At 63.0% G+C, this 21,069-nt stretch carries 21 protein-coding genes; 14 read left to right on the top strand and 7 right to left on the bottom strand.

Annotated features, from left to right (window positions below; genetic code table 11):
* Position 1: 1 nt before the first annotated feature.
* Positions 2 to 859 (bottom strand): IclR family transcriptional regulator, encoded by an 858-nt coding sequence (locus tag FJ957_RS02735; protein WP_140828198.1) that lies wholly within the window; start codon positions 857 to 859, stop codon positions 2 to 4.
* Between the two features lie 209 nt (positions 860 to 1,068).
* Here FJ957_RS02735 and FJ957_RS02740 point away from each other — a divergent pair, with 209 nt between their 5' ends.
* From FJ957_RS02740 to FJ957_RS02775, 8 genes are all read left to right on the top strand, one after another.
* A complete protein-coding gene (locus tag FJ957_RS02740) occupies positions 1,069 to 2,082 on the top strand; it encodes an ABC transporter permease (protein ID WP_140784216.1) in 1,014 nt (337 codons plus the stop codon).
* A gap of 10 nt (positions 2,083 to 2,092) precedes the next feature.
* A complete protein-coding gene (locus FJ957_RS02745) occupies positions 2,093 to 2,941 on the top strand; it encodes an ABC transporter permease (RefSeq protein WP_140707831.1) in 849 nt (282 codons plus the stop codon).
* On the top strand, positions 2,938 to 3,990 hold the full coding sequence (locus tag FJ957_RS02750; protein ID WP_140707829.1) for an ABC transporter ATP-binding protein: 1,053 nt from the start codon (positions 2,938 to 2,940) through the stop codon (positions 3,988 to 3,990). Before FJ957_RS02745 ends, FJ957_RS02750 begins: the two co-directional genes overlap by 4 nt.
* Positions 3,983 to 5,017: an oligopeptide/dipeptide ABC transporter ATP-binding protein gene (locus FJ957_RS02755; RefSeq protein WP_140707827.1), complete on the top strand. Its 1,035-nt coding sequence runs from the start codon at positions 3,983 to 3,985 to the stop codon at positions 5,015 to 5,017. The genes FJ957_RS02750 and FJ957_RS02755 overlap by 8 nt, the downstream gene beginning before the upstream one ends.
* A 38-nt stretch (positions 5,018 to 5,055) precedes the next feature.
* Positions 5,056 to 6,309 (top strand): CaiB/BaiF CoA-transferase family protein, encoded by a 1,254-nt coding sequence (locus FJ957_RS02760; protein ID WP_140828199.1) that lies wholly within the window; start codon positions 5,056 to 5,058, stop codon positions 6,307 to 6,309.
* Between the two features lie 247 nt (positions 6,310 to 6,556).
* Positions 6,557 to 7,864 carry an LLM class flavin-dependent oxidoreductase gene (locus tag FJ957_RS02765; RefSeq protein WP_140828201.1) on the top strand — a complete coding sequence of 436 codons (1,308 nt, stop codon included), beginning with the start codon at positions 6,557 to 6,559 and terminating at the stop codon, positions 7,862 to 7,864.
* 62 nt (positions 7,865 to 7,926) lie between these two features.
* Entirely contained in the window at positions 7,927 to 8,811 is an 885-nt protein-coding gene (locus FJ957_RS02770; RefSeq protein WP_140828203.1) for a transketolase, read from the top strand.
* A gap of 1 nt (position 8,812) precedes the next feature.
* Entirely contained in the window at positions 8,813 to 9,790 is a 978-nt protein-coding gene (locus FJ957_RS02775; RefSeq protein ID WP_140828205.1) for a transketolase C-terminal domain-containing protein, read from the top strand.
* A gap of 63 nt (positions 9,791 to 9,853) precedes the next feature.
* On the opposite strand, the gene FJ957_RS02780 is transcribed toward FJ957_RS02775, so the two are convergent.
* Positions 9,854 to 10,510 (bottom strand): DsbA family protein, encoded by a 657-nt coding sequence (locus tag FJ957_RS02780; protein ID WP_140828207.1) that lies wholly within the window; start codon positions 10,508 to 10,510, stop codon positions 9,854 to 9,856.
* Positions 10,511 to 10,780: 270 nt separating this feature from the next.
* On the opposite strand from FJ957_RS02780, the gene FJ957_RS31740 reads away from it, so the two are divergent.
* The gene (locus FJ957_RS31740; RefSeq protein ID WP_181180478.1) at positions 10,781 to 10,924 is read left to right on the top strand and encodes a hypothetical protein; all 144 of its coding nucleotides are present in this window, start codon (positions 10,781 to 10,783) and stop codon (positions 10,922 to 10,924) included.
* 174 nt (positions 10,925 to 11,098) lie between these two features.
* Here FJ957_RS31740 and FJ957_RS02785 read toward each other — a convergent pair whose 3' ends face one another.
* Positions 11,099 to 11,611, bottom strand: a complete 513-nt coding sequence (locus FJ957_RS02785) for a flavin reductase family protein (RefSeq protein WP_140828209.1) — start codon at positions 11,609 to 11,611, stop codon at positions 11,099 to 11,101.
* Between the two features lie 280 nt (positions 11,612 to 11,891).
* Here FJ957_RS02785 and FJ957_RS02790 point away from each other — a divergent pair, with 280 nt between their 5' ends.
* On the top strand, positions 11,892 to 12,860 hold the full coding sequence (locus FJ957_RS02790; protein WP_140828211.1) for a LysR substrate-binding domain-containing protein: 969 nt from the start codon (positions 11,892 to 11,894) through the stop codon (positions 12,858 to 12,860).
* 162 nt (positions 12,861 to 13,022) lie between these two features.
* Positions 13,023 to 13,700: a TetR/AcrR family transcriptional regulator gene (locus FJ957_RS02795; RefSeq protein WP_140828213.1), complete on the top strand. Its 678-nt coding sequence runs from the start codon at positions 13,023 to 13,025 to the stop codon at positions 13,698 to 13,700.
* Between the two features lie 109 nt (positions 13,701 to 13,809).
* Here the strand turns inward: FJ957_RS02795 and FJ957_RS02800 are convergent, their stop codons facing one another.
* Positions 13,810 to 15,126, bottom strand: a complete 1,317-nt coding sequence (locus tag FJ957_RS02800) for an LLM class flavin-dependent oxidoreductase (RefSeq protein WP_140828215.1) — start codon at positions 15,124 to 15,126, stop codon at positions 13,810 to 13,812.
* Positions 15,127 to 15,391: 265 nt separating this feature from the next.
* On the opposite strand from FJ957_RS02800, the gene FJ957_RS02805 reads away from it, so the two are divergent.
* The 3 genes from FJ957_RS02805 (at position 15,392) to FJ957_RS02815 (ending at position 18,242) form a co-directional block, all read left to right on the top strand.
* Entirely contained in the window at positions 15,392 to 16,192 is an 801-nt protein-coding gene (locus tag FJ957_RS02805; protein ID WP_140828217.1) for a shikimate dehydrogenase, read from the top strand.
* Between the two features lie 62 nt (positions 16,193 to 16,254).
* Positions 16,255 to 17,592 carry a 3-oxo-tetronate kinase gene (gene otnK / locus FJ957_RS02810; protein WP_140828219.1) on the top strand — a complete coding sequence of 446 codons (1,338 nt, stop codon included), beginning with the start codon at positions 16,255 to 16,257 and terminating at the stop codon, positions 17,590 to 17,592.
* Entirely contained in the window at positions 17,589 to 18,242 is a 654-nt protein-coding gene (locus FJ957_RS02815; protein WP_181177478.1) for a class II aldolase/adducin family protein, read from the top strand. Before otnK ends, FJ957_RS02815 begins: the two co-directional genes overlap by 4 nt.
* A gap of 42 nt (positions 18,243 to 18,284) precedes the next feature.
* Here the strand turns inward: FJ957_RS02815 and FJ957_RS02820 are convergent, their stop codons facing one another.
* The 3 genes from FJ957_RS02820 to FJ957_RS02830 are packed head-to-tail and all read right to left on the bottom strand — an operon-like array spanning position 18,285 to position 21,056.
* The gene (locus FJ957_RS02820; protein WP_181180479.1) at positions 18,285 to 19,403 is read right to left on the bottom strand and encodes an ABC transporter ATP-binding protein; all 1,119 of its coding nucleotides are present in this window, start codon (positions 19,401 to 19,403) and stop codon (positions 18,285 to 18,287) included.
* Positions 19,404 to 19,413: 10 nt separating this feature from the next.
* Positions 19,414 to 20,220 carry an ABC transporter permease gene (locus FJ957_RS02825; protein ID WP_140828225.1) on the bottom strand — a complete coding sequence of 269 codons (807 nt, stop codon included), beginning with the start codon at positions 20,218 to 20,220 and terminating at the stop codon, positions 19,414 to 19,416.
* Positions 20,217 to 21,056 (bottom strand): ABC transporter permease, encoded by an 840-nt coding sequence (locus FJ957_RS02830; RefSeq protein WP_140828229.1) that lies wholly within the window; start codon positions 21,054 to 21,056, stop codon positions 20,217 to 20,219. Before FJ957_RS02830 ends, FJ957_RS02825 begins: the two co-directional genes overlap by 4 nt.
* Positions 21,057 to 21,069 lie beyond the last annotated feature (13 nt).

The raw sequence follows: 21,069 nt of genomic DNA on the forward strand, positions 1-21,069 counted from the left end.
ATTATCCTTCGTTTCCGGCCCGCGTCGCCACGGCCGGTTCGCCGATTGGCGGCGGCACGGCGCCGATCAGCCGGCTCTGAAGTTCCGCGAGCAGCGATTTGAGCTTGGGGACATAAACCGAGAGGCAGGCCTCGACGGGCGCGAGGTCCTTGATGCCGCCGCACGTGATGGCGACCAGTTGGGAACCGTCGGTCGGTCTGAAAGGCACGCCCACGGCGTTTATGTAGCTGTACCAGTCGCCGAACGATGACACGAAACCATGCTCGGCGTAGCTTTCAAGCCCGCCGTCGATGGCGCGCTGGATCTTGTCCTTCGTGCCGGGGTTGGTCTCGATCAACTGTCGGATGACCCGTTCGCGCAGCGTGTCCTCCATGGCCGCCAGATAGGCCAGTCCCATCGAGGTCTGCCATATCGGCAGGCGCGAGCCGACGTTCAGCCTGAGCGTGACCGGCGTTTCCGGCCTGCAGTTGGCGACATAGACCATCTCCAGCCCGTCCCGCATGCCCATGGCCACCGCGACGCCGGTTTCGAAGGCGAGCGCCTGCATGAGCGGCTTGGCCATGTAGATCACGGCGCTGCTGCTCAAGCCTGAATAGCCGAGCGAAACGGTAGCCGGCCCGATGCTGTATCGGCCGAGCAAAGGGTCGTAGATCAGGTAGCCAAGCCCGACCAGGGTGTAGGTCAGGCGCGATATGGTGGCCTTCGGCAGGCCTGTCCGCTCGATCAGTTCCTGGTTGCCGAGCGTGACGTCCGCGGGCGTGAAGGCACGCAATATCTGCAATCCGCGCACCAGGGCCGAGGCGTGTTGACCAAGTTCTTCATCCGAGGGCGCGACGATCGGCTTGTTGCGTTTTCTCATGCTGCCTCCCAACAGCGCGAAAGGACTCTGCCGGCCCATGGGACCGTCGGAGGGCCCACTGTGTCAGGCGCGCCAGGCGCGTCCAACAAGCTGCGCATGAAATTTGGAACTTAATTTCATTTCTATTGACTGGTGTTTTCAGCCTTGTCAATATCGCGTCACATTCACTCGATGGGGCAGGTGCGGATCGCGATGCCAAGAGACGGCCGATGCTGAACTATATCCTACGACGCAGCATCGCGATGCCTTTCATTCTGCTGGGCATCGTCACGATGGCGTTCCTGTTGACGGCCATAACCAAGGGCGATCCTCTTACCGCCGTCGTCAGCGAACAGCAGATGAACAATCCTGAGATCGTGGCTGCCGCGCGGCAGCGCTGGGGGCTCGATCGTCCCTTGCCGGAGCGCTACCTGATCTATGTCGGCAATCTGCTGAAGGGCGACATGGGAACGTCCTTCGTCACGCGCCGTCCGGTGTCGGCCGATCTCGTGGCGCGGCTGCCGGCAACGTTCGAGCTCGTCATCGCCGCGATGATCATCGGGAGCGTCATAGGCATCGTGTTCGGCCTCCTCGCGGCCTACTATCGCGACACCGCTGTCGACCAGGGCGCACGCATATTCTCGCTGTTCGGTTCTTCCGTCCCGATCTTCTGGCTGGGCCTTGCACTGCTTTTCCTGCTGTCGGTCAAATATCAGATACTGCCCGGGCCGGGTCGCATAGATCCCAGGCTTTCGCCGCCGCCCGTCGTCACCGGTTTCATGACCATCGATACCCTGCTCGCCGGGGATTTTGCCGCCTTCAAGGATGCGCTCGCCCATCTTGTGCTGCCGTCGGTGGTTCTCGGCTGGACCGTGGCGGGGACGATCTCGCGCCTCGTGCGCGCCAACATGCTGGAGGTGATGGAGCGCGAGTTCATCCTCACCGCACGGGCCAAGGGAGCCGGCGAGATGCGCGTGGTGCTGCGCCATGCCTTCCGCAACATCCTGGTGCCGGTGCTGACGGTGATCAGCTACTCGTTTGCCTATCTCATCACGGGCGCGGTGCTCACGGAGGCGGTCTTTGCCTGGCCGGGAATGGGCAGCTACGCCGTGACAGCGGCACGTTCGCTTGATTTCCCGGCGATCATCGGCGTCACCATAGTCGGCGGCGTGATGTTCCTCATCACCAACCTGCTCACGGATATCGCCTATGTCCTGGCCAATCCGCGCGTGCGCCTGAACTGAGGGAAAGCCAGTGTCTTCGGTTCAAGCCTCATCATCGGCGCGCCTTCGCCTTCCCGAATGGGCTTCGCCCGCTTTTCTGGTCGGCGGTGTCGTCGTTTTCTTCTGGTTCGTGGCTACCCTGTTTCCGACATGGCTCGCGCCCTACGATCCGCTCAAGCTCGCGGGCCGGCGGTTGCAGGCGCCGAATGCGAGCTATCTGCTCGGAACAGACGCCCTTGGCCGCGACGTGCTTTCGCGCACGATCCATGGCGCGCAGCATTCGCTGCCGATAGCGCTTCTGGTCGTGGTCAGCGCCGTGGTGATCGGGTCGGCCGCAGGCGCGATTTCCGGTTACCGGGGCGGCATTATCGGCGCCGCCATCATGCGGCTCGTCGACATCACCCTTTCCTTCCCTCCGATCCTGCTGGCTATGGCCGTCGCGGCCTCGCTCGGACCGGGGCTGGGCAACGCGGCGATCGCGATGGTGGTCGTCTGGTGGCCGGTCTATGCCCGCCTGATGCGCGCCCAGGTGCTCGAGGTGCGCGAGCGCGAGCACGTCGAGGCCGCGGTCGCGGCCGGGGCGGGCCATTTCCGCATCCTCACCAAGCATATCCTGCCGCTTTGCTGGACGCCCATTCTCGTCAGCGCGACGATGGACCTCGGCCAGGTGATCCTTCTCGCGGCGTCGCTCTCCTTCATCGGCCTCGGCGCCACGCCTCCCACACCCGAATGGGGAGCGATGATCTCGGACGGAGCGACGTTCTTCTACAGCTGGTGGATCGCATTCGGGCCGGGCATGGCCATCCTGACGGTGGTGCTGGGCTTCAACTTCATAGGTGACGGCCTGCGCGACTATTTCGACCCGAGGTCGTCCAAATGAGCGCGGCCGAGATCAACCAAGATGCCGCCGGCCAACCATTGCTGCGCATCCGCGACCTCAAGGTCGGCTTCGCGTCGCGGGACCGCGTCCTGCCCGCGGTGCGCGGCCTCAGCATCGAACTGTTCAAGGGAGAGGTCCTGGGCATCGTCGGGGAATCCGGGTCGGGCAAATCGCTCGGCATGCTCGCCTCGCTCGGTCTGCAGGCGCGCAACGCGATCGTCAGCGGCTCCGTCGTCTTCAAGGGGCTGGAACTCGTGGGGCGTCCGCCCCGGGATATGCGCGCGCTGCGCGGGGCCCAGATCAGCATGATCTTCCAGGACCCGCTTTCGTCGCTCAATCCGGTGATGACCGTGGGCGGCCAGATCCGCGAGGCGCTTCTTCTCCACAACAGGGGCATGAGCAAGACGAAGGCGACCGAGCGCGTGCTCGAGCTTTTGCAGCTTGTCGCCATCCCGCAGCCGGACCGGCGGATCAATCAGTATCCGCACGAGTTCTCCGGCGGCATGCGCCAGCGTGTCATGATTGCCATGGCGGTTGCCAACAATCCCGAATTGCTGGTTGCCGACGAGCCGACGACGGCGCTCGACGTCACCGTGCAGGCCCAGATCATGCGCATGCTGCGCGAGCTCAAGGAAAAGCTCGGGCTCGCGCTGATCCTGATCACGCATGACCTCGGCGTCGTCGCCGGGCACGCGGACCGGGTCGCGGTCATCTATGCCGGACTGGTGGTCGAGGAAGCCGAGGTGCGAGAACTCTTCGCCAATCCCCGTCATCCCTACACGCGCGGCTTGATCGATTCGATCCCGAAGCTGACGGCCTCGAAGGAAAAGCTCTACTCGATCCCCGGCGCGCCGCCCATGCTTGGCGCGCTGCCTGAAGGCTGCGCCTTCCATCCGCGTTGCAGCTTTGCCCAGGATATCTGTCGCAAGACTGCTCCTCCTGTCATCGAGCTTGGCCGGCACCGAGCGGCTTGTCACTTCGCAGAGAGCCTGCCGTCTTGGAGCGATGCCGGTCGCACGGCGCCGGCGGAAGAGCGCGCAAATGTCTGAAACGTCAAGCAGCATCCAGGCCGCGTCGGACGCGGGCTTTGCCCTGTCGGTGCGCAATCTGTCCAAGACATTCCCGATTATGGGCGGCACCGTGGTCCGTCGGGAAGTCGCGCAACTGAAGGCTGTCACCGACATCTCTTTCGACCTGAAATCCGGCGAGACACTGGGTCTGGTCGGCGAATCCGGCTGCGGCAAGTCCACGCTTGGCCGATGCCTGCTGCGCCTGATCGAGCCGACGTCCGGCAGCGTGAGCGTCAACGGCGTCGACGTCATCTCGCTCGGCCCGCAACAGATGCGCAGGATGCGCCGCCATCTGCAACTGGTTTTCCAGGATCCGTACGGCTCGCTGCATCCGCGCATGCGCATCGAGGACAGCATCGCGGAGCCGCTGCGCATATCGACGATGAACCGCGCGCAAAGGCGCGAGCGCGTGCTGGAGATGCTCGACTTGGTCAGCCTCAGCGCCGCGCATGGTCGGCGTTATCCGCACCAATTGTCGGGCGGCCAGCGTCAGCGTGTCGTGATCGCCCGCGCGCTCGCGTTGAAGCCGGAAGTGCTCATCCTGGACGAGCCGGTCTCGGCGCTCGACGTGTCGGTCCAGGCGGGCGTGCTCAACCTTCTCCAGGAGATACAGGAGAAGATGCGCACGGCCTATGTCTTCATCGCCCATGACCTGTCGGTGGTGCGCCACATCTCCCACAAGGTCGCGGTGATGTATCTCGGCCGCTTCGTCGAAGTGGCGCCGGCGGAGAAGCTCTACGGCAGGCCGCTTCATCCCTATTCTCAAGCCCTGATGTCGGCGGTGCCGGTCGCCGATCCGGATATCGAGCGCAGCCGCAAGCAGATACTGCTGAGGGGCGACGTGCCCAGTCCGATCAACCCGCCATCGGGTTGCCCGTTCCGGACTCGCTGTTTCAAGGCACAGGATAAATGCGCCGAGGTGCCGCCGCCGCTCGTCGAGATCGAGCCCGGGCATCACGCGGCGTGTCATTTCCCGGGTCCGGCGGATATCGGGCTCGCCGCCTGAGCGGCGGAAATTCCAGCAGAGCAAGAAAGCGAGAACCCATGTCGGAATCCATTAGGCCCGCGGGTGAAGCCGCATCCCGTTTGCCGCTGGCAGGCATCAAGGTGCTGGACCTTTCCCGTGTGCTGGCCGGCCCCTGGGCGACGATGACGCTGGCGGATCTCGGCGCCGAGGTCTGGAAGATCGAGAACATCGACGGTGGGGACGACACGCGTGCCTGGTCGGTGCCGAGCTACAAGGGCGTCAGCACTTATTACCTGTGCGCCAATCGCGGCAAGTCCAGCATCGCGGTCGACATCAAGCATCCCAAGGGTCATGAGATCATCCATCGCCTGGCAGCGAAAGCCGACGTGGTCATAGAGAATTTCCGGGCCGGCACGGTTCAGCGGCTGAAGATCGACTACGAGACGCTGAAGGTTTTCAACCCTGGCATCATCTACTGTTCGATTTCCGGCTATGGGCAGACCGGTCCCGAATGGGACCGACCCGGCTACGATTTCGTCGTCCAGGCCGAAAGCGGCCTGATGTCGATCACCGGCCCCGTCAACGGCGAGCCCCAGCGCATCGGCGTTGCGATGACCGACATCATCGCAGGCATGGTTTCGGTGCAATCGGTGTTGGCGGCGCTTTATCAGCGTCGGGAGACCGGCCAGGGGCAGTATATCGACATATCGCTGCTGGAATGCGCGTTGAACACTTTGATCAATGTCGGCAGCGGCTACCTCAACGCCGGCGTCATTCCGCGCCGCTACGGCAATGCGCATCCGACGGTGGTGCCCTACCAGATATGCGAATGCTCGGACGGCAACTTCGCGCTGGCCGTGGGCAACGACAAGCAATTCACCGCCCTGTGCGAGAAGGTCGTCGGCCTGCCCGAGCTCGCCCGGGATCCGCTCTACAAGACGGCCGCGGCGCGTGCGCTGAACCGCGAAAGCCTGCTTGCCCAGTTGAGCCAGTCGTTTCGCGCGAACACGCGTCACCATTGGATGGAAGCCTGCCTGCGGCACGGCGTTCCCGCAGGCGAGGTCAAGTCCGTGCCGGAGGCCTTCGAAAGCCCGACGGTGAAAGCACGTGATGTCGTGCAGACCTTGCACAACCAGCATATCGGACCGGTCTCGCTGGTCAGGCCGGCTCAGGGTCTCGTCGCGCAGCGAGACGCAGATTACAAGGCGCCGCCCATGCTTGGCGAGGATACGACCGCAGTGCTGTCGGAGGCGCTCGGCTATGCTCCCGAGGAAGTCGAAAGCCTCATCAGACAGGGCGTCGTGCGCCAGTATTCACCTGCCGCCGCCTGACGGCGCAATGCGAGCGCCATCCCGGCGCCTGGCATAACGAAAGGTTATCCTGCCTAAAGGTTTTTGCCAGTGTACGGCGTAGCGGCGGAGTGCAAGAAGCAGACGTAAATCGGCGGTCTTGTCGTGGGTTCGACGAAAATATGCGCAAGGCGACGACGCGCCCCTGATGCATAAGAGTTTCTTTCGCAGCGGAGGCTCGCCGGGCACTTCCCTCGAGCCCGCGACGCGCGGATTTTGGATGAGTTCAATGGGACGTCAGCTGCACTTCGTAGGCTATTGCACGATCGGGCCGTCGTGGCACAACAACGGAAGCTGGCGTCACGACGAAAGCGACGGGACCGATTTCCTCGAGCCTGGACGTTACGAGAACATCGCCCGTATCCTGGAGGCCGGAAAATTCGACGGACTGTTCTTCGTCGACGTCCAGACGCTCTACGACACCTATGGCGGCGTCTTCGATCCCTGCATCAAGTACGGCGGGCATATGTGCATGCTCGACCCGATGCAGATGCTGACGGCGATGGCGCGAGTGACCAACCACATCGGCCTGTCGGCGACGATGTCGACGTCGCTCTACCATCCGTTCCACATTGCCCGCGCCTTTGCGTCGCTCGACCATATCAGCGGCGGCAGGGCTGCCTGGAACATCGTGACGTCGGCGACGGATCGCGAAGCGCAGAATTACGGCATGGACCGGCTGCTGGACAAGGCGCAGCGCTACGATCATGCCGACGAGGTGGTCGAGGCCTGCACGGCGCTCTGGAACAGCTGGGGGCCCGATGCACTGGTGCTTGACCGACAGGCCGGCATTTTCGGCGATCCCTCGAAGGTTCGCTACGCCAACTACGCCGGCAAATATGTGAAGACGCGCGGCCCGTTGATGACGCCGCATTCGCCGCAGGGCAGCCCCGTGCTGATGCAGGCGGGATCGTCGGCGCGGGGACGCCAGTTCGCCGCGCGCTGGGCCGAAATCGTCTTCACGCTGCAAAACAACAAGGCCGACATGCAGGCCTTCTATCGCGACATCAAGGATCGCGTCGCCAATGCCGGGCGCGACCCTTCGCACTGCGCCATCCTGCCGGCGACGGACATCGTCATCGGCGAGACGGAATCGATCGCGCGCGAGCGCGCCGACTATATCGATTCCCTCGCCAATGCCGAGCTTGGCCTTTCCGAGATGTCGAACCACATCGGCGTCGACCTTTCCGGCTTTCCGATGGACCAGCCGCTGAGCGAGATGGAGATCACGCAGGGCGCACGCGGGGTGTTCGACATCATCATGAGCGGCGGCAAGGGCAAGACGCTGCACGATGCCGGCCACCAATACGCGACGACGCAGATGTCGCCGCAACTGGTCGGCACGCCGATGATGATTGCCGATCACATCCACGAGCTGTTCGAGGCCGAAGCCTGCGACGGCTTTGTCATCTGCCCGTCCATCACGCCGGGATCGTTCTACCAGTTCGTCAAGTCGGTGGTGCCCGAGCTTCAGCGCCGCGGCATTTACCGCCGGGATTATTCAGGCAGGACGTTCCGGGAAAATCTGCGCTCCTGACGCAGTCGCGGCGGGGCTCATGGGCCGCGCCAGGGAAGCACGAATTTTGATCGAGGGATGGTATGAGCGGTTCTTCTGGAGGCACGGTACGCGGCAACAGCTTCGAGCCTACGCCGGACGTGGTGGCGATGCTGAAGGAGCGCGCCCGCTTCGTGCGGCTGGAGACGATCCGGCTGATCGAGATCGCCAAGACCGGCCACTACACGTCGGTGTTCTCGGCTGCGGAAATATTCGCCGCGCTCTATTACGACGTCATGCGGCTGCGTCATCGCGATCCGAAATGGGCCGGCCGCGACCGCTTCACCATCGGCAAGGGGCATGCGGCGGTTGGCCTGTTCCCGATCTATGCCGATCTCGGCTTCTTCCCGAAGGAGTGGCTCGATCAATATACGCGCCTCGGCAGCCCGCTTGGCGATCACCCCGACATGAGGAAGGTGCCCGGCGTCGACTTTTCGTCGGGCTCGATCGGCCATGCGCTGTCGAATGCGCTGGGCATGGTGCTGGCGCAGCGCTGGACCGGCGAGAAGGACTACCGGGTCTTCTGCATGATGGGCGATGGCGAGATGCAGGAAGGGCAGGTGTGGGAGGCCGCCATCAACGCCGCCCAGCATCGGGCCCGCAATCTCATCGCCATCGTCGACCGCAACGGCTACCAACTGGACGGCCGCGTCGACGATCTGATGAACATCGAGCCGCTCGACGAGAAGTGGCGCGCCTTCGGCTGGGAAGTCCATGAGGTCGATGGCCATGACGTGGCGAAGGTGACGGAGCTGCTGCGCCGGGTGCGGGCCGACGACGAGCGCACCAAGCCCTGTATGATCATCGCCAGGACCAGCAAGGGCAGGGGCGTTTCCTACATGGAAACCGAGCCGGGCTGGCACCTGGGTTACCTCGACCCGTCCGATGCCGAAAAGGCCATCGCCGAGATCAACGCGCTGGATGCTTGAAATGAACGGTCCGCTGTCTCCCAATTCCTGGCAATATCGCGGCCTCAATGCCGTCAACCCAGGCCTAGACCATCTGTCCAACGGACTGATCGACCTGGTGAAGGCAGGCCATAACGTCATGGCCGGATCGGCCGACCTTCAATATTCGAACGGCCTGAACCGCTTCGCCGCTGCCTACCCCGACCGCTACGTCTCCTTCGGCATATCGGAGCAGAATATGGTCAGCACCGCCGCGGGCATCGCGACCTGCGGCGTGATGCCCTTCGTGGCGACCTTTGCTTCCTTCCTTGCCCTGCTTGCCTGCGAACAGATCAGGATGGACGTCGCCTATTCCGCGCAGCCGGTCCGGCTCGTCGGCCATCACACGGGCATCTCGCTCGGCTTCTACGGCACGTCGCACCATGCCACGGAAGACATCGCCATCATGCGCTCGATCGCCGACCTCGCGGTGGTGTCGCCGGCGGACGGTCCGCAACTGGAAGCGGCGATCCGCGCCTCCGCCGATTACGACAAGCCGATCTACTTCCGCATCGGCCGCGGCCGCGATCCCGTCGTCTATCAAGGCACGCCGACATTCACGTTCGGCAAGGCGCATGAGCATTTCAAGGGCGAGGACCTGACCATCATCGCCTGCGGGATGGCCGTGCACGGCGCGCTCGAGGCCGCCAAGACGATGAATGCAGGCGGGCGCTCCGTCGGCGTGATCGACATGGCGTGTATCAAGCCTCTCGACCGGGAAGCCATTCTCGACGCGGCATCCCGCTCGAAGAAGATCATGACAGTCGAGGAGCACAATGTCATGGGCGGACTTGGCGGTGCGGTCGCCGAAGTGCTCGCCGACGAGGGAATGGGCGTAAAGCTCAGGCGTCACGGCATCTACGACGAATACAGCCTGATCGCGCCGCCCACTCATCTCTACGCTCATTACAAGCTCGATGCCGCAGGCATTCGCAGCGTCGCCGAAGCCTTCATCGCCTGAGCCAAGAGCCCGACGGAGGCCGCCGCGCCTACTGGCCGGCGGCCTCCGCGAATGGGGCGGATCCTACTTGCCGCCCGAGGCCTTCTTTCTGCGGCGTGCTTCCGCCACCGCTTCCTGCAACTGGGCGTGGCTGAGGCCGCCGAAGACGATGAAGGACTCCACCAGCCAGGAGGGTGCGCCTTGCAAGCCGATCGTATCGGCCTGCAGCGCGTTTCGGGCGAGCAACTTGTCGATGTCGGCCTTATGCGCCGCTGCGTCCCTGTTCAACCTCGACATGTCGATACCGGCCCCGGCCAAGACGGCCGTGACTTCCTTATTGTGCTGGAAGCGTTTGGGCGACGACATGAGCGCGTCGTGCGCGGCCTCGTACTTCCCCTGCCATTTGGCCGCGAGCGCCATGCGGGCCGCATATTCGGACACCGGACCGAACACCGGCCAGTCTTTGTAGACGACCCGCACCTTGCGGTCGCTCGCAAGGAGCTTCTTCAATTCCGGGTGGCTCTTGCGGCAATAGGGGCAGTTATAGTCCATGAACTCCGCGATCGTGATGTCGGCATTCTTGGCGCCGACGAGCGGCATGTCGGGATCGTTGAGGACCTGTCCAGGTGTCAGTCCTTCCTGGGCGCGAGCCGGCAGGAAACGCAGGAGCGTCGCGGCTGCAGCCAAGTTGGAGGCGCCGAGCAGGAGACGCCGGCGGCTGATGGGAATTTCGTTCAGCATGAAATGACCTTTGAGGCGGCATCGCCGCCCTTCACATGGGATGAAAGAAGCGCGCCGGCGGCACCCGCCAACGCGCACCGGATTCAGGCGGTGAAGAAAGGTCGGGGCGGTCTCGGTTCCGCCTCGCGGAAGATGGACTTCGTCGCGGGGAGACTCATCGCGGGATTGCAATGCCTGGAGGTTTGCGCCTCGCCGCCGGTCAAGTCTTGCGGCAGGCCGATCTGAAGAAAGCAGGGCACACCCGACGTTCGCACTGTGCGATAGCAGGGCTTGAAGGTCGAACGCTCCATCGTGGCTGCCGATGAAACGAGTGTGATGACGGGCCGCGACAGCGACGAGGCCAACGCCCAGGATGGCCACATGCCGGAGGCGATCACCACCAGCAGGAACCCCAACGCGATCATGGATGCATAAAGCCGCATGGCATCATCCTAGCCCAAGCCTCCCGAAGGTGGGAACCGGTTTTGGGAGACATGCTTTGGACCAGGAAAGGCTTCGGTCGTCCGGCGGGGTAAAGACCTGAGCTGGATGCGAGTCCTGCTTCGCGCCACGAATCCAGGGGAGAAGCTGACCAGGAGAGCATGTCGCTCAGGCGGGCCGCGCCTTGTGGAACGATCGCTTGAAATGGATCAGCGGCTCGCCGCCGAAATGCTCCATGTCGCGGACATCGCCGATCATGATCTCATGGTCGCCACTCGCAATGATGCTGTTCACATCGCAGTTGATGCAGGAAACCGCGCCATCGATCATCGGCAAGCCGGTGTCGGAGAGCCGATGGCCGACGGAAGCGAACTTGTCGGCGGCCTTGCTAGCGAACAGCATGCAGATGTCGCGCTGCTCACTGCTGAGAAAATTGATGCAGAAGCGCCGCTTCTCTTTCAGCACCGGCAGCGTGTTGGAGGTCTTGTCGACCGAGATCAGGAACTGCATGGGCTCCAGTGAGAGCGCGATGACGGCGCTCATGGTCAAGCCATGCAAGGTTCCGTCGCCGGCCGCCGTCGTGACGACCGCCACGCCGGATGGCCAATGGCTGGACACGGTCTTGAACAGATCGCGGCCGACCGGCACAGCGGCAGGCGGGATGACGACGGGAGCATTCATGTTCGGTGCGTCCTATGATCACGCTTTTGGTATTGCGAGCATGCCGAAGGGGGATGGTTGCGTAAACGCGCAAAATTCTTGGTGTCCCATAACAAATCCTTTTGTCAGCGATCATCGGAAGAAAGTCGTGTCGAGATCTAAGCCACTGAAATTATTGCAATGAGCCGCCGGCGCGGGTTTAGCGAGGTTATCGATCAGATCGGAAAAGATACGAGTAAAAAGGGGCAGTCTGCTTACGCGCCGACTTGCGGATGGCGTCCGATTGGCATTAAAATTCGTTATGTCATTGCTGCGCAAAAGCATCCCCTCCCTGGTGTCGCTGATCTCCTTCGAGGCAGCCGCGCGGCTGATGAGCTTCACCAAGGCCGCGGACGAATTGAACATCACGCAGGCGGCCATCAGCCGGCAGATTCGCGAGCTGGAAAACTTTCTCCAGATTCCTCTTTTCGAAAGAGGGCACCGGTCGATCGAGCTCACGCCCGCGGGCGCCATGCTCAATGCATCGCTGCCGGTGCATCTGACGGCTATAGCGTCTCTCGCGGACCGAGTGAGGGAGCTGCGCGATCCGCAGGCGATCGTCGTCGGCACGACCCATGCTTTCGGCACCTACTGGCTGGCGCCGCGGCTTGCCGAATTCAGCAGTCTCCATCCCGATGTGGATCTGCGGCTGGCAGTGAATGATGAACTCGTCGACATTTCAAAACAGCGGATCGACATGACGGTCCGTTTCGGCGGAGGCTCGTGGTCGTCGATGTCCGCCAGGTTCCTGGTCGGTTGCGAGGTGACGCCCGTCTGCCATCCTTCCTATTGGGACAAGCGCAAGCGTCCGACCCGGCCGGCCGATCTCCTGGGCGAGAAACTGCTCGACATCGAGGGACGGTCCGTGCAGGGCGGCGGATGGAGCGACTGGTTTCATGCCCATGCCATCGACGTCACGAAAGGCAAGCACCAGATCACGGTCAACAACTTCTCGGTCCTCATGCAGGCGGCGCTGAGCGGCCAGGGCATCGCGCTCGGAGGCAGCCCTCTGATCGACGATCTCTTCTCGAGCGGGGTTCTGGTGCCGGCGCTCGACATCGCCCCCTACAGGGTGCGGGGTTCCGACTATTATGTCGTGGAGCCGGCCGGACAACTGCGCAAGCAAAGTTGCGAAATGTTCTGCGCCTGGCTTTACGACAGGATGCGCCGGGATGCGGCGATGACGAACAACGAGCATCTTCTGGCTGAAATTCATCCGCCGGCTCCATGAAATCCAGTCTGTCGAGACATCTTCACTCACCGAAAACTGCTGCTTCGGCGGCCGCGCGACGAATGGCGAAGACTGGCTTGATTGCCTGAAATCTTTGGTGTCTTGACCTTCGGGCGCGTTTCTTCTTGTGTCGGACTCAAGGCTCCGCAATTCGAGGTGACGATGAGCAACGATGTCGAGGAAAAGGCCGCCGCGGACCGGCAGCCGAAGCGCATTGTCGCCCGACGCCCGCAGCGCAAACCCGGCCAGTTGCGCTTCCGCAAGCTGCTCGATGCCCTGGACGAATTGCTTGCGACCAGCAACGTGCAGGACATCGGCCTGTATCAGATCGCCGCCAAGGCGAAGGTACCGAACGCGTCGGTCTATCATTTCTTTCCGAGCACCGAGGCCGCGCTGCTTGCTCTGGCCGAGGTGCATCACAACGCGTTGCTGGAGCTGTCGAAGCTGCCGCTGGAGGTTCGGCCGGCGCGTTGGCAGGACCTGTTCCGGCTGAAGGTGACCAGCGCGGCTCAATATCACAACAACCATCCGGCCGCGTTGCGATTGTTCCTGGGCGCCAATATCAGCCTGGAAGTCAAGACCGCCGACATATCGCAGTTGCACCGCCTCGTTGACGGCCGGTCGCAGCTTCTGTCCTACTATTTTCATATGCCTTCGGTCCCGGATTGGGAGCGCCGGCTTGCTACATATTTCTCGATGATAGACGGCGTCTTTTCGCTGTCATACAGCGAGCATGGCTATATCCGCGACGACTACATCGCGGAAGCGCATCTGGCGGGCGTTGCCTATCTGCGCTGCTATCTTCCGGAAATTCTCATGCCGAGGGAACAGAGCGAATAGCGGTTGGGCCACGGGCAATTTCGGGGCTTCCCCTCCGGAGCGTGTAAAAGCGTGGCGGCCCGGCAAATTTGAAAGCCGAGCCGCCCTGATAGACGCCGGATTTCCGCGATCAGTTCTGCAGGTTTTCGCGGAACGTGGCGTACTGGTACTCCTTGCGGAACACTCCGCGACGCTGCAGTTCCGGAACCACCGTCTTGACGAACTGGACATAGGTTCCCGGGCTGATCGACGGGCAGATCATGAAACCGTCGCAGCATTCCGCTTCGAAGAAATCCTGCAGGTGGTCGGCAATCTGTTTCGGCGTGCCGATGAGCTGCGGCGTCATCTGGCTGGTCGCCCAGGCCTTGCCGGCCTGGCCCAGCGTCAGCCCATCCTTCTTGGTTCCCTGCAGCATCACGTCGAGTATGCCGCGGCAACCCTGCGTCAGCTCAAGATCCTCGAGCGGCTTGTCGAGGGGCTCCTTCGACATGTCGACGCCGAGGGCATTGGAGATCTCGGCGACGCCGAGCGTGGGGCTTGCGTATTCATTGATGGCCGCGGCGCGCTCCCTGGCGATCGATTCCGTGTCGCCGAGCACAATGTCGACGGCAGGCACGATGGCGCACTCATTCGGCTTGCGCCCGCTGGCGACGACGCGGTCCTTGATGTCGCGGTAGAAGGCCTGCATGTGCTCCTTGGAGTTCTGTAGCGTGAAGATGACCTCGGCCCAGCGGCCGGCGAACTCGCGGCCGCGAGGCGAGGAGCCGGCCTGCATGATGACTGGCTTGACCTGCGGCGAGCGTGGCACCGTCAGCGGACCGCTGGTGCGCACATACTGGCCTTCATAGTTGGCGTAGTGAACCTTGTCGGCGTCGGCGAAGATGTTGTTCTCGCGATCGCCGACGAGCGCTCCCGGCTCCCAGCTCTGCCAGAGCCTGTTACAGGCTTCCAGCACCTCATCGGCCATATCGTAGCGTTTGTTCTTGTCCATCAGCGCATCCATGCCGAAATTCTTGGCCTCGCGCTCCATCGCCGAGGTGACCACGTTCCAGCCGGACCGGCCCTTGCTGATATGGTCGAGCGAGGCGAAGGCGCGCGCGATGTGGAAGGGGTGGTAGAATGTCGTCGACATGGTCGAGGCAAGTCCGATGCGCGAGGTGACGCGGGCCATGGCGGCCAGAAGCTGCATCGGGTCCATCATGCATTGCTGACCGCCTTCCTTCAGGTTGGTGCGGTAGCCGCCGGCGTAGGAATCGAACAGCATCAGGAAGTCGACGAAGAACAGCCCGTCGAATTTGCCGTGCTCCAGGACGCGGGCGATCTCCTCATAGCGGGCAGGATCAAGCATATCCAGGCCGTCGCTTTCCGGGTGCCGCCAGGCTCCGTAATGGTGCCAGGTCGGCCCCGCCAGCACATAGCCTATCAGGTGCATTTGCCGCTTCGACATGGGTGGTAATCCTCCGCGTGGCCCGGACAGTCATGGTATGAGAGCGTTAGGATTACAGAGAAACTTATTCATTATCAACAGGCATTCCGGGCGAAATGACGATGCCGGCAATCGCGGTGGGCGACCGGTGGATTCTCACTCAAACTGCTTGAGTTTCGCGAGAAATGGGCGCAAATGCTGCCGAGGCGGATCCCGCTTCGGATTGGCAACCATAAAGTCATTAGTCGATATTTATCATGTTACTGGAAGCGAACCACGAGGGCTTATGGATACGCGCCGCATAACCGGGCAGACGAAGATCATGCTGCTGATGGCGGATCCGGTCTCGCATGTGGTCGGCACGGAAGCCATCACCGCCTTCATGCGCGCAGCCGGCCATGACTTCGTTTGCGTGCCTGTTCATGTCGGCGCGCGGGACCTGGCCACCGCGATCCAGGCGCTGCGCGGATTTCGAAACTGCGTCGGATCAGGCGTCACTATCCCGCACAAGATCCCTGTTGTGCCGTTGCTCGACGAACTCACGCCGCGCGCCCGGATGATCGGCAGCGTCAACTACGTCCGGCGCGATGCGGATGGAAAGCTGACTGGAGACAATGTCGACGGCAGCGGTTTCGTGCGCGGCGCCATGGAGGCCGGCATTCAGCCTGCAGGACTTCGTGTGCTGTTGCTCGGCGCCGGCGGTGCAGGGCGCAGCCTGGCTTTTGCGTTGGCCGAGGCGGGCGTGGCCGAACTGGTCGTTTCAAACCGCGACCATGCTAAGGCCGTTGCGCTCGTCGAAACGGTTTCCGCCGCCTATCCGGGAGCGTCGGTTCGAACGGGCGAGGCCGATGCCACCGGCTTCGACATGGTCGTCAATGCGACTTCGCTGGGGATGATCGGCAAGGATGATGGAGATCCCGTGGATTTCGCGACGCTATCCGCGGATATGATCGTTGCCGACATCGTCATGAAGCCTGAAAGGACCAGGCTCTTGCAAGCTGCCCAAGCCAAGGGTTGCCGCTTGCTGTTCGGCCGCCAGATGATGGACGGTCAATTGGCCTTGGCTCGGGCATTTTTGGGTCTTTGACATAGGGCGTATGCGACCGCCCACGGCTTCAAGCCTGGACGGGATTTCAAGGGAATGAATCGATGGCAGAACGAAAGCGTCCGCTGCTGTTCGGCGCGATTGCCGATGACTTGACCGGCGGGTCCGAACTGGCGGCCATGCTGGTGGCGCGGGGCGTGCCGACGAGTTTCGCGACCAGCGCCGAGGCGGACATCCCTTCCGCCTCGCTCGCGCATGTGATTGCGCTGAAGACGCGTGTGATCCCGGCGCAGGATGCGGTCGATCTCGTCCTGGGGGCCGCGCGGCGGTTGCTGTCGGCAGGCTGCGACCAGGTATTCTTCAAATATTGCGCGACCTTCGATTCCACGCCGGCCGGAAATATCGGCCCGTGCGCCGAGGCGCTGGCGGATCTGCTCGACGCGAAAATGGTCCTGTTTTGCCCGGCGCTCTGCGAGACCCAGCGAACGGTGTTCCAGGGCTATATGTTCGGCGGTTCGCAGATCCTGGCGGAGTCCCCCAAGCGCTTCGACCCGCTGACGCCGATGACGGATTCGAACATCGTTCGCGTCCTTGCCGCGCAAAGCCGGAGCCGCGTCGGGCTCGTCGCGCACCCGGTAGTCGATCGCGGCGCGGAGGCCATCGTCAAGCACTGTGAGAATTTGGCCGGGGAGGGCGTCCGCTTTGCGGTCACCGATACCATCTATGAGCGCGATCTGGCTTCGATCGCCGAGGCCGCGGCGCCGATGCCGCTATTGACCGGCAACGCGTCGGTGGCGGCGCATCTCCCGACGTCATGGCGGTGCGGCGGCAAGCTTGCCTGCCCCGAGGCCGCCGCGTTGCCGGGCGTCGAAGGGCCGGCCATGGTGCTTGCCGGCAGCGTGGCGCCACGCACAGCCGAACAGCTTGCGCATTTCGGCCGGCACAACGAAGTCGTCACGATCGATCTCGGCCGCGTCATGGAGGGCGAAGATCTGCTCGCCTCGGCGCTGGCGTCGGCCGATCGGGCGATCGGCGCGGGGCAGGCGATTGCCATCGCCACGATGGCGCCGCAGGACGAAGTCGAACGGCTTCAGGGCAAATACGGGCGCGATGTGGTGGCGCGGGCGGCGGAGGATTTCCTTACCGGTCTGGCGCAACGCCTGATCTTTGAGCGTGGCGTCCGTCGGCTCGTCATCGCCGGCGGCGAAACCGCCGGCGCCATCGTTCCCAAGCTGCCCATCGCCCGCTTCATCGTCGGGCCATACCAGGGCCTGGGCACCGGACGCATGGTGGCCGAAATGCCGTTTCCCGTCGCGCTGATGCTGAAGTCCGGCAAGCTCGGCGGCCTGGACGTCTTTTCGGCGGTGCTCGACGAAATGCGCCGGCCCGTAAGGATCGAACCCTATCTGGAACAATGGCCGCCACAGGCGAGAACCCAATGACCGATCAATCAGCAACGATGCGCCAGTCCCTTGTCGATGCCGTGCGCGCCATCGCGACGAAGGGCTTGAACAGCGGTACCTCGGGGAACATCAGCCAGCGGTTCGGGGCCGGCGGCATGCTGATAACGCCGACGGGCATCCCGCCCGAAAAGCTCGACCAGGCCGCGATGGTCGAGATGACGCTCGACGGCGACTGGAACGGCGAGATCCGTCCGTCGAGCGAATGGAACATGCATGCGGCGATCTACAAGGCGTTCCCTCAGGCCCAGGCCGTCGTGCATGCCCATCCGGATCACTGCGTGGCGCTGTCCTGCCTGCGGCAGGGCCTTCCGCCATTCCACTACATGATCGCATCGTTCGGCGGCGACGATGTTCCATGTTCCGACTATGCGCCCTTCGGCACCGCGCAACTGGCGGAGGTCGTGGTGCGGGCGCTGGCGGAACGAAACACCTGCCTGATCGCCAATCACGGCATGATCGCCTACGGACCCGATCTCGCCACCGCGCTCGCCCGCACCGAAAAACTGGAGACGCTGGCCAGGCAGTACATGCTTGCCTCGATGCTCGGACGGCCCGTCATGCTGACGGATGACGAACTGAGCGTGGTCAAGAACCGCTACAAGACCTACGGCCAGCAGAAGCTGAAATAGAACCAGGACAGGCCGGCCGCATGATCGTGGGATCGGTCGTGACTATTCCCGAAGGATGGTCATGTCGTCGGTCGACCAGCCTATGTCGACCGCGCTTCCGGTCTCGAAGACCTCGGTATCGCCCTGCGGCAGCACGCGCACTTTGAGCGTGGAGCCGGTGCCGTTCAGCTCGATTCGGTAGCGGATGCTGCCCGGCGTGTAGAGGCTCTCGCGCACGATGCCGGTATAGGTGTTGTCGAGGCCTCGCGCCTTCGGGCCGACGGTGACGCGTTCCGGCCGGATGCAGGCGAAGCGGCCGGGACCTGCATCCTCGTCCGTGCGGATAATTGCCTGGGTGCCATCCTCCAGGACGATCTGGCAAGGCTGGCCAGCCTGTTTTCCGGACGCCGATTTGACGGGGAAGATGGAAGCTTCGCCGAGGAACTCGGCGACGAAGCGGCTGTTGGGCTGTTCGTAGAGCGCGCGCGGGCTGCCGATCTGCGTCATGGCGCCGTCGCGCATGATGGCGATGCGGTCGGCCAGGAACGCCGCTTCCTGCTGGTCATGGGTGACGTAGATGACGGTCGCGCCCAATTCCTGCTGGAAGCGTTTGATCTCTTCCTGCATCTCGTCGCGAAGGTTCTTGTCCAGCGCGCCGAGCGGTTCGTCCATGAGCAGGATCGAAGGATGATAGATCGACGCACGCGCCAGCGCGATGCGCTGTTGCTGTCCGCCGGAGAGTTCCGAAGGCTTGCGCGACGCGAACGCTTCAAGCCGCACCATGGCGAGGCTTTCGCGAACGCGCCGTGCGATCTCGTCCTTCGCCACGCCGCGGATCTTCAGCGGATAGGCGACATTCTGGGCGACCGACAAATGCGGAAACAGCGCATAGTTCTGGAACACCATGCCGATGTTGCGCCGGTAGATCGGTTCGGGAACGATGTCGCGCCCGTCGACCATGATCTGCCCTTCGGTGGGGTCGATATAGCCCGCGATCATGCCGAGCAGCGTCGACTTGCCGGAGCCGCTCGGTCCGATGATGGCGAAGAAGTCGCCGGAATCGATCTCGACGGACGTGGGGACGACGGCCTCGAAATTGTTATAGCGCTTGCACAGATTTCGAATGGAGACCGCGGCGCCCCCTGCGGCACGGTTCTGACCTGTCGCGGATCGACTTAACATCTGCAGCATCCTAATTGTCCTTGCCGAGACGGGGCAACAAAGTTGCCGCGAGAATGAGTAGGCTGGTTACGGCGAGAATGACGCTGGCCGCGGCAGCGATTTCGGGAGTGACCTGGAAGTTGAGCTGCTCCCAAAGGAGCAAAGGCAATGTCCGCGTCGATGGGCTGCTCAGGAAGAGCGCCAGCACCAGCTCGTCGAGCGACGCTGCGAATGCGAAGATGAAACCCGCGATCACGGCCGGCCTGATCATCGGGAAGGTGATCAGCCTGAAGGTCTGGAAGGAATTGGCGCCGAGCGTCATAGAGGCGATCTCGATGCGGTTCGAATAGGAGGCCAGCGCGCCGCAGACAGTGATGAACGGGAAGGGCAGGCCGATGACGGCATGCGCCAGGATCACGGCCCATAGCGTACCTTGAAGTCCCAGCCACACGCTGATCGGGAAAAGCCCGATCGCCAGAACGATCTGAGGCAATATGGCGGGCGCGACGGAAAGCGCGCTGACGACGGTGGAGCCCGGGACGCTCGCGCGCACGACCGCCAGTGCGGTCGAAATCCCGGCGATCGTCGCCAATGCCGCGGCCGCCGCTCCGATCATCATGCTGTTCAAGATGGCGGAGCGGTAATCGTCGTTGCCGATGAACTGCTGGTACCAGCGCAGCGAAAAGTCCGTCGGCGGAAACGATAGGTACGACTTGCTCTGGAAGGATACCGCGACGACAACCAGGATGGGCACCAGGAACCCCATGAGCATGGCCCCGACGAAGCCGTTCAGGAAACGGCTCCAGGCGGTCCAAAGCTTCTTCTCGGAAAAGCTCATGCGAACACTCCCGCTTGTGCCTTGCCCTTGCGGCGCGAAGCCAGTTGGCTGAGCCGCAGCAGCGCGAAGATGATGATGGTGAGGAGCAGCACAATGATCGCCAGCGACGAGGCGAGCGGCCAATCCAGCAGCCTGTTGGCCTGTTCGCTGATCAGCATCGAAACCACCGTCAGGTCTCCGCCCAGAAGCGAAGGCGTGACGAAGAAACCTAGCGAGGTGACGAAGACGATCGTGCAACCCACCGCCACGTTGGGCATGGAAAGCGGTAGGGTGACTGCGAGGAACTGGCGCCATGGATTGGCTCCGAGCACCGCCGCCGCGCGCGGAAGGTTGGGATCTATGGCGCGCAGGCCATTGAGGATGGGCACGACGATGAACGGCACCATGATGTAGGTCATCGCGATCACCAGCCCGAGCCCGTTGTCGATGAAACGGATCGGATCCTCGATAAGGCCGATGCCGACCAGGATGGAGTTGACCGGACCCTTGCGGCCGAGAAGGATCATCCAGGCAAAGGAGCGGATCACCGTGCTGGCCCAGAACGGCAGGAAGATGAGGAATATGCCGATGGTGGCCCACCGACCCCTGAGCCGCGCCAGCACATAGGCTATCGGGTAGCCGATCAGCAGCGAAAAGATCGTCACCATCGTCGCGACATAGAAGGTGTTGTAAAGGACCGTCCTGATGCCTTGGTCGGTCACGACCTTTGCGTATTCCGCCCCGATCCCTTGCGGGCCGCTGAAGCTCTCCGTTCCGATCACCGCCATCGGCGCGAGGAAGAAGGGCGTCAGCAGCAAGGCGGCGGGAAGGTAGAGCAGGAAGCTGCGGTGCTTCATGGCGTCAGCATAT

The sequence above is a fragment of the Mesorhizobium sp. B2-4-6 genome (assembly GCF_006442775.1).
Classification (GTDB): Bacteria; Pseudomonadota; Alphaproteobacteria; order Rhizobiales; family Rhizobiaceae; genus Mesorhizobium.

What these genes read in the sequence shown, in the direction of transcription:
- FJ957_RS02815 (WP_181177478.1), top strand. Translation starts at nt 17,589, where the DNA reads ATGACCGATCAATCAGCAACGATGCGCCAGTCCCTTGTCGATGCCGTG.
- FJ957_RS02780 (WP_140828207.1), bottom strand. Translation starts at nt 10,510, where the DNA reads ATGCTGAACGAAATTCCCATCAGCCGCCGGCGTCTCCTGCTCGGCGCC.
- FJ957_RS02775 (WP_140828205.1), top strand. Translation starts at nt 8,813, where the DNA reads ATGAACGGTCCGCTGTCTCCCAATTCCTGGCAATATCGCGGCCTCAAT.
- FJ957_RS02765 (WP_140828201.1), top strand. Translation starts at nt 6,557, where the DNA reads ATGGGACGTCAGCTGCACTTCGTAGGCTATTGCACGATCGGGCCGTCG.
- FJ957_RS02805 (WP_140828217.1), top strand. Translation starts at nt 15,392, where the DNA reads ATGGATACGCGCCGCATAACCGGGCAGACGAAGATCATGCTGCTGATG.
- FJ957_RS02760 (WP_140828199.1), top strand. Translation starts at nt 5,056, where the DNA reads ATGTCGGAATCCATTAGGCCCGCGGGTGAAGCCGCATCCCGTTTGCCG.
- FJ957_RS02825 (WP_140828225.1), bottom strand. Translation starts at nt 20,220, where the DNA reads ATGAGCTTTTCCGAGAAGAAGCTTTGGACCGCCTGGAGCCGTTTCCTG.
- FJ957_RS02795 (WP_140828213.1), top strand. Translation starts at nt 13,023, where the DNA reads ATGAGCAACGATGTCGAGGAAAAGGCCGCCGCGGACCGGCAGCCGAAG.
- FJ957_RS02740 (WP_140784216.1), top strand. Translation starts at nt 1,069, where the DNA reads ATGCTGAACTATATCCTACGACGCAGCATCGCGATGCCTTTCATTCTG.
- FJ957_RS02750 (WP_140707829.1), top strand. Translation starts at nt 2,938, where the DNA reads ATGAGCGCGGCCGAGATCAACCAAGATGCCGCCGGCCAACCATTGCTG.
- FJ957_RS02755 (WP_140707827.1), top strand. Translation starts at nt 3,983, where the DNA reads ATGTCTGAAACGTCAAGCAGCATCCAGGCCGCGTCGGACGCGGGCTTT.
- FJ957_RS02830 (WP_140828229.1), bottom strand. Translation starts at nt 21,056, where the DNA reads ATGAAGCACCGCAGCTTCCTGCTCTACCTTCCCGCCGCCTTGCTGCTG.
- FJ957_RS02785 (WP_140828209.1), bottom strand. Translation starts at nt 11,611, where the DNA reads ATGAATGCTCCCGTCGTCATCCCGCCTGCCGCTGTGCCGGTCGGCCGC.
- FJ957_RS02820 (WP_181180479.1), bottom strand. Translation starts at nt 19,403, where the DNA reads ATGTTAAGTCGATCCGCGACAGGTCAGAACCGTGCCGCAGGGGGCGCC.
- FJ957_RS02735 (WP_140828198.1), bottom strand. Translation starts at nt 859, where the DNA reads ATGAGAAAACGCAACAAGCCGATCGTCGCGCCCTCGGATGAAGAACTT.
- FJ957_RS02800 (WP_140828215.1), bottom strand. Translation starts at nt 15,126, where the DNA reads ATGTCGAAGCGGCAAATGCACCTGATAGGCTATGTGCTGGCGGGGCCG.
- FJ957_RS02790 (WP_140828211.1), top strand. Translation starts at nt 11,892, where the DNA reads ATGTCATTGCTGCGCAAAAGCATCCCCTCCCTGGTGTCGCTGATCTCC.
- otnK (WP_140828219.1), top strand. Translation starts at nt 16,255, where the DNA reads ATGGCAGAACGAAAGCGTCCGCTGCTGTTCGGCGCGATTGCCGATGAC.
- FJ957_RS02770 (WP_140828203.1), top strand. Translation starts at nt 7,927, where the DNA reads ATGAGCGGTTCTTCTGGAGGCACGGTACGCGGCAACAGCTTCGAGCCT.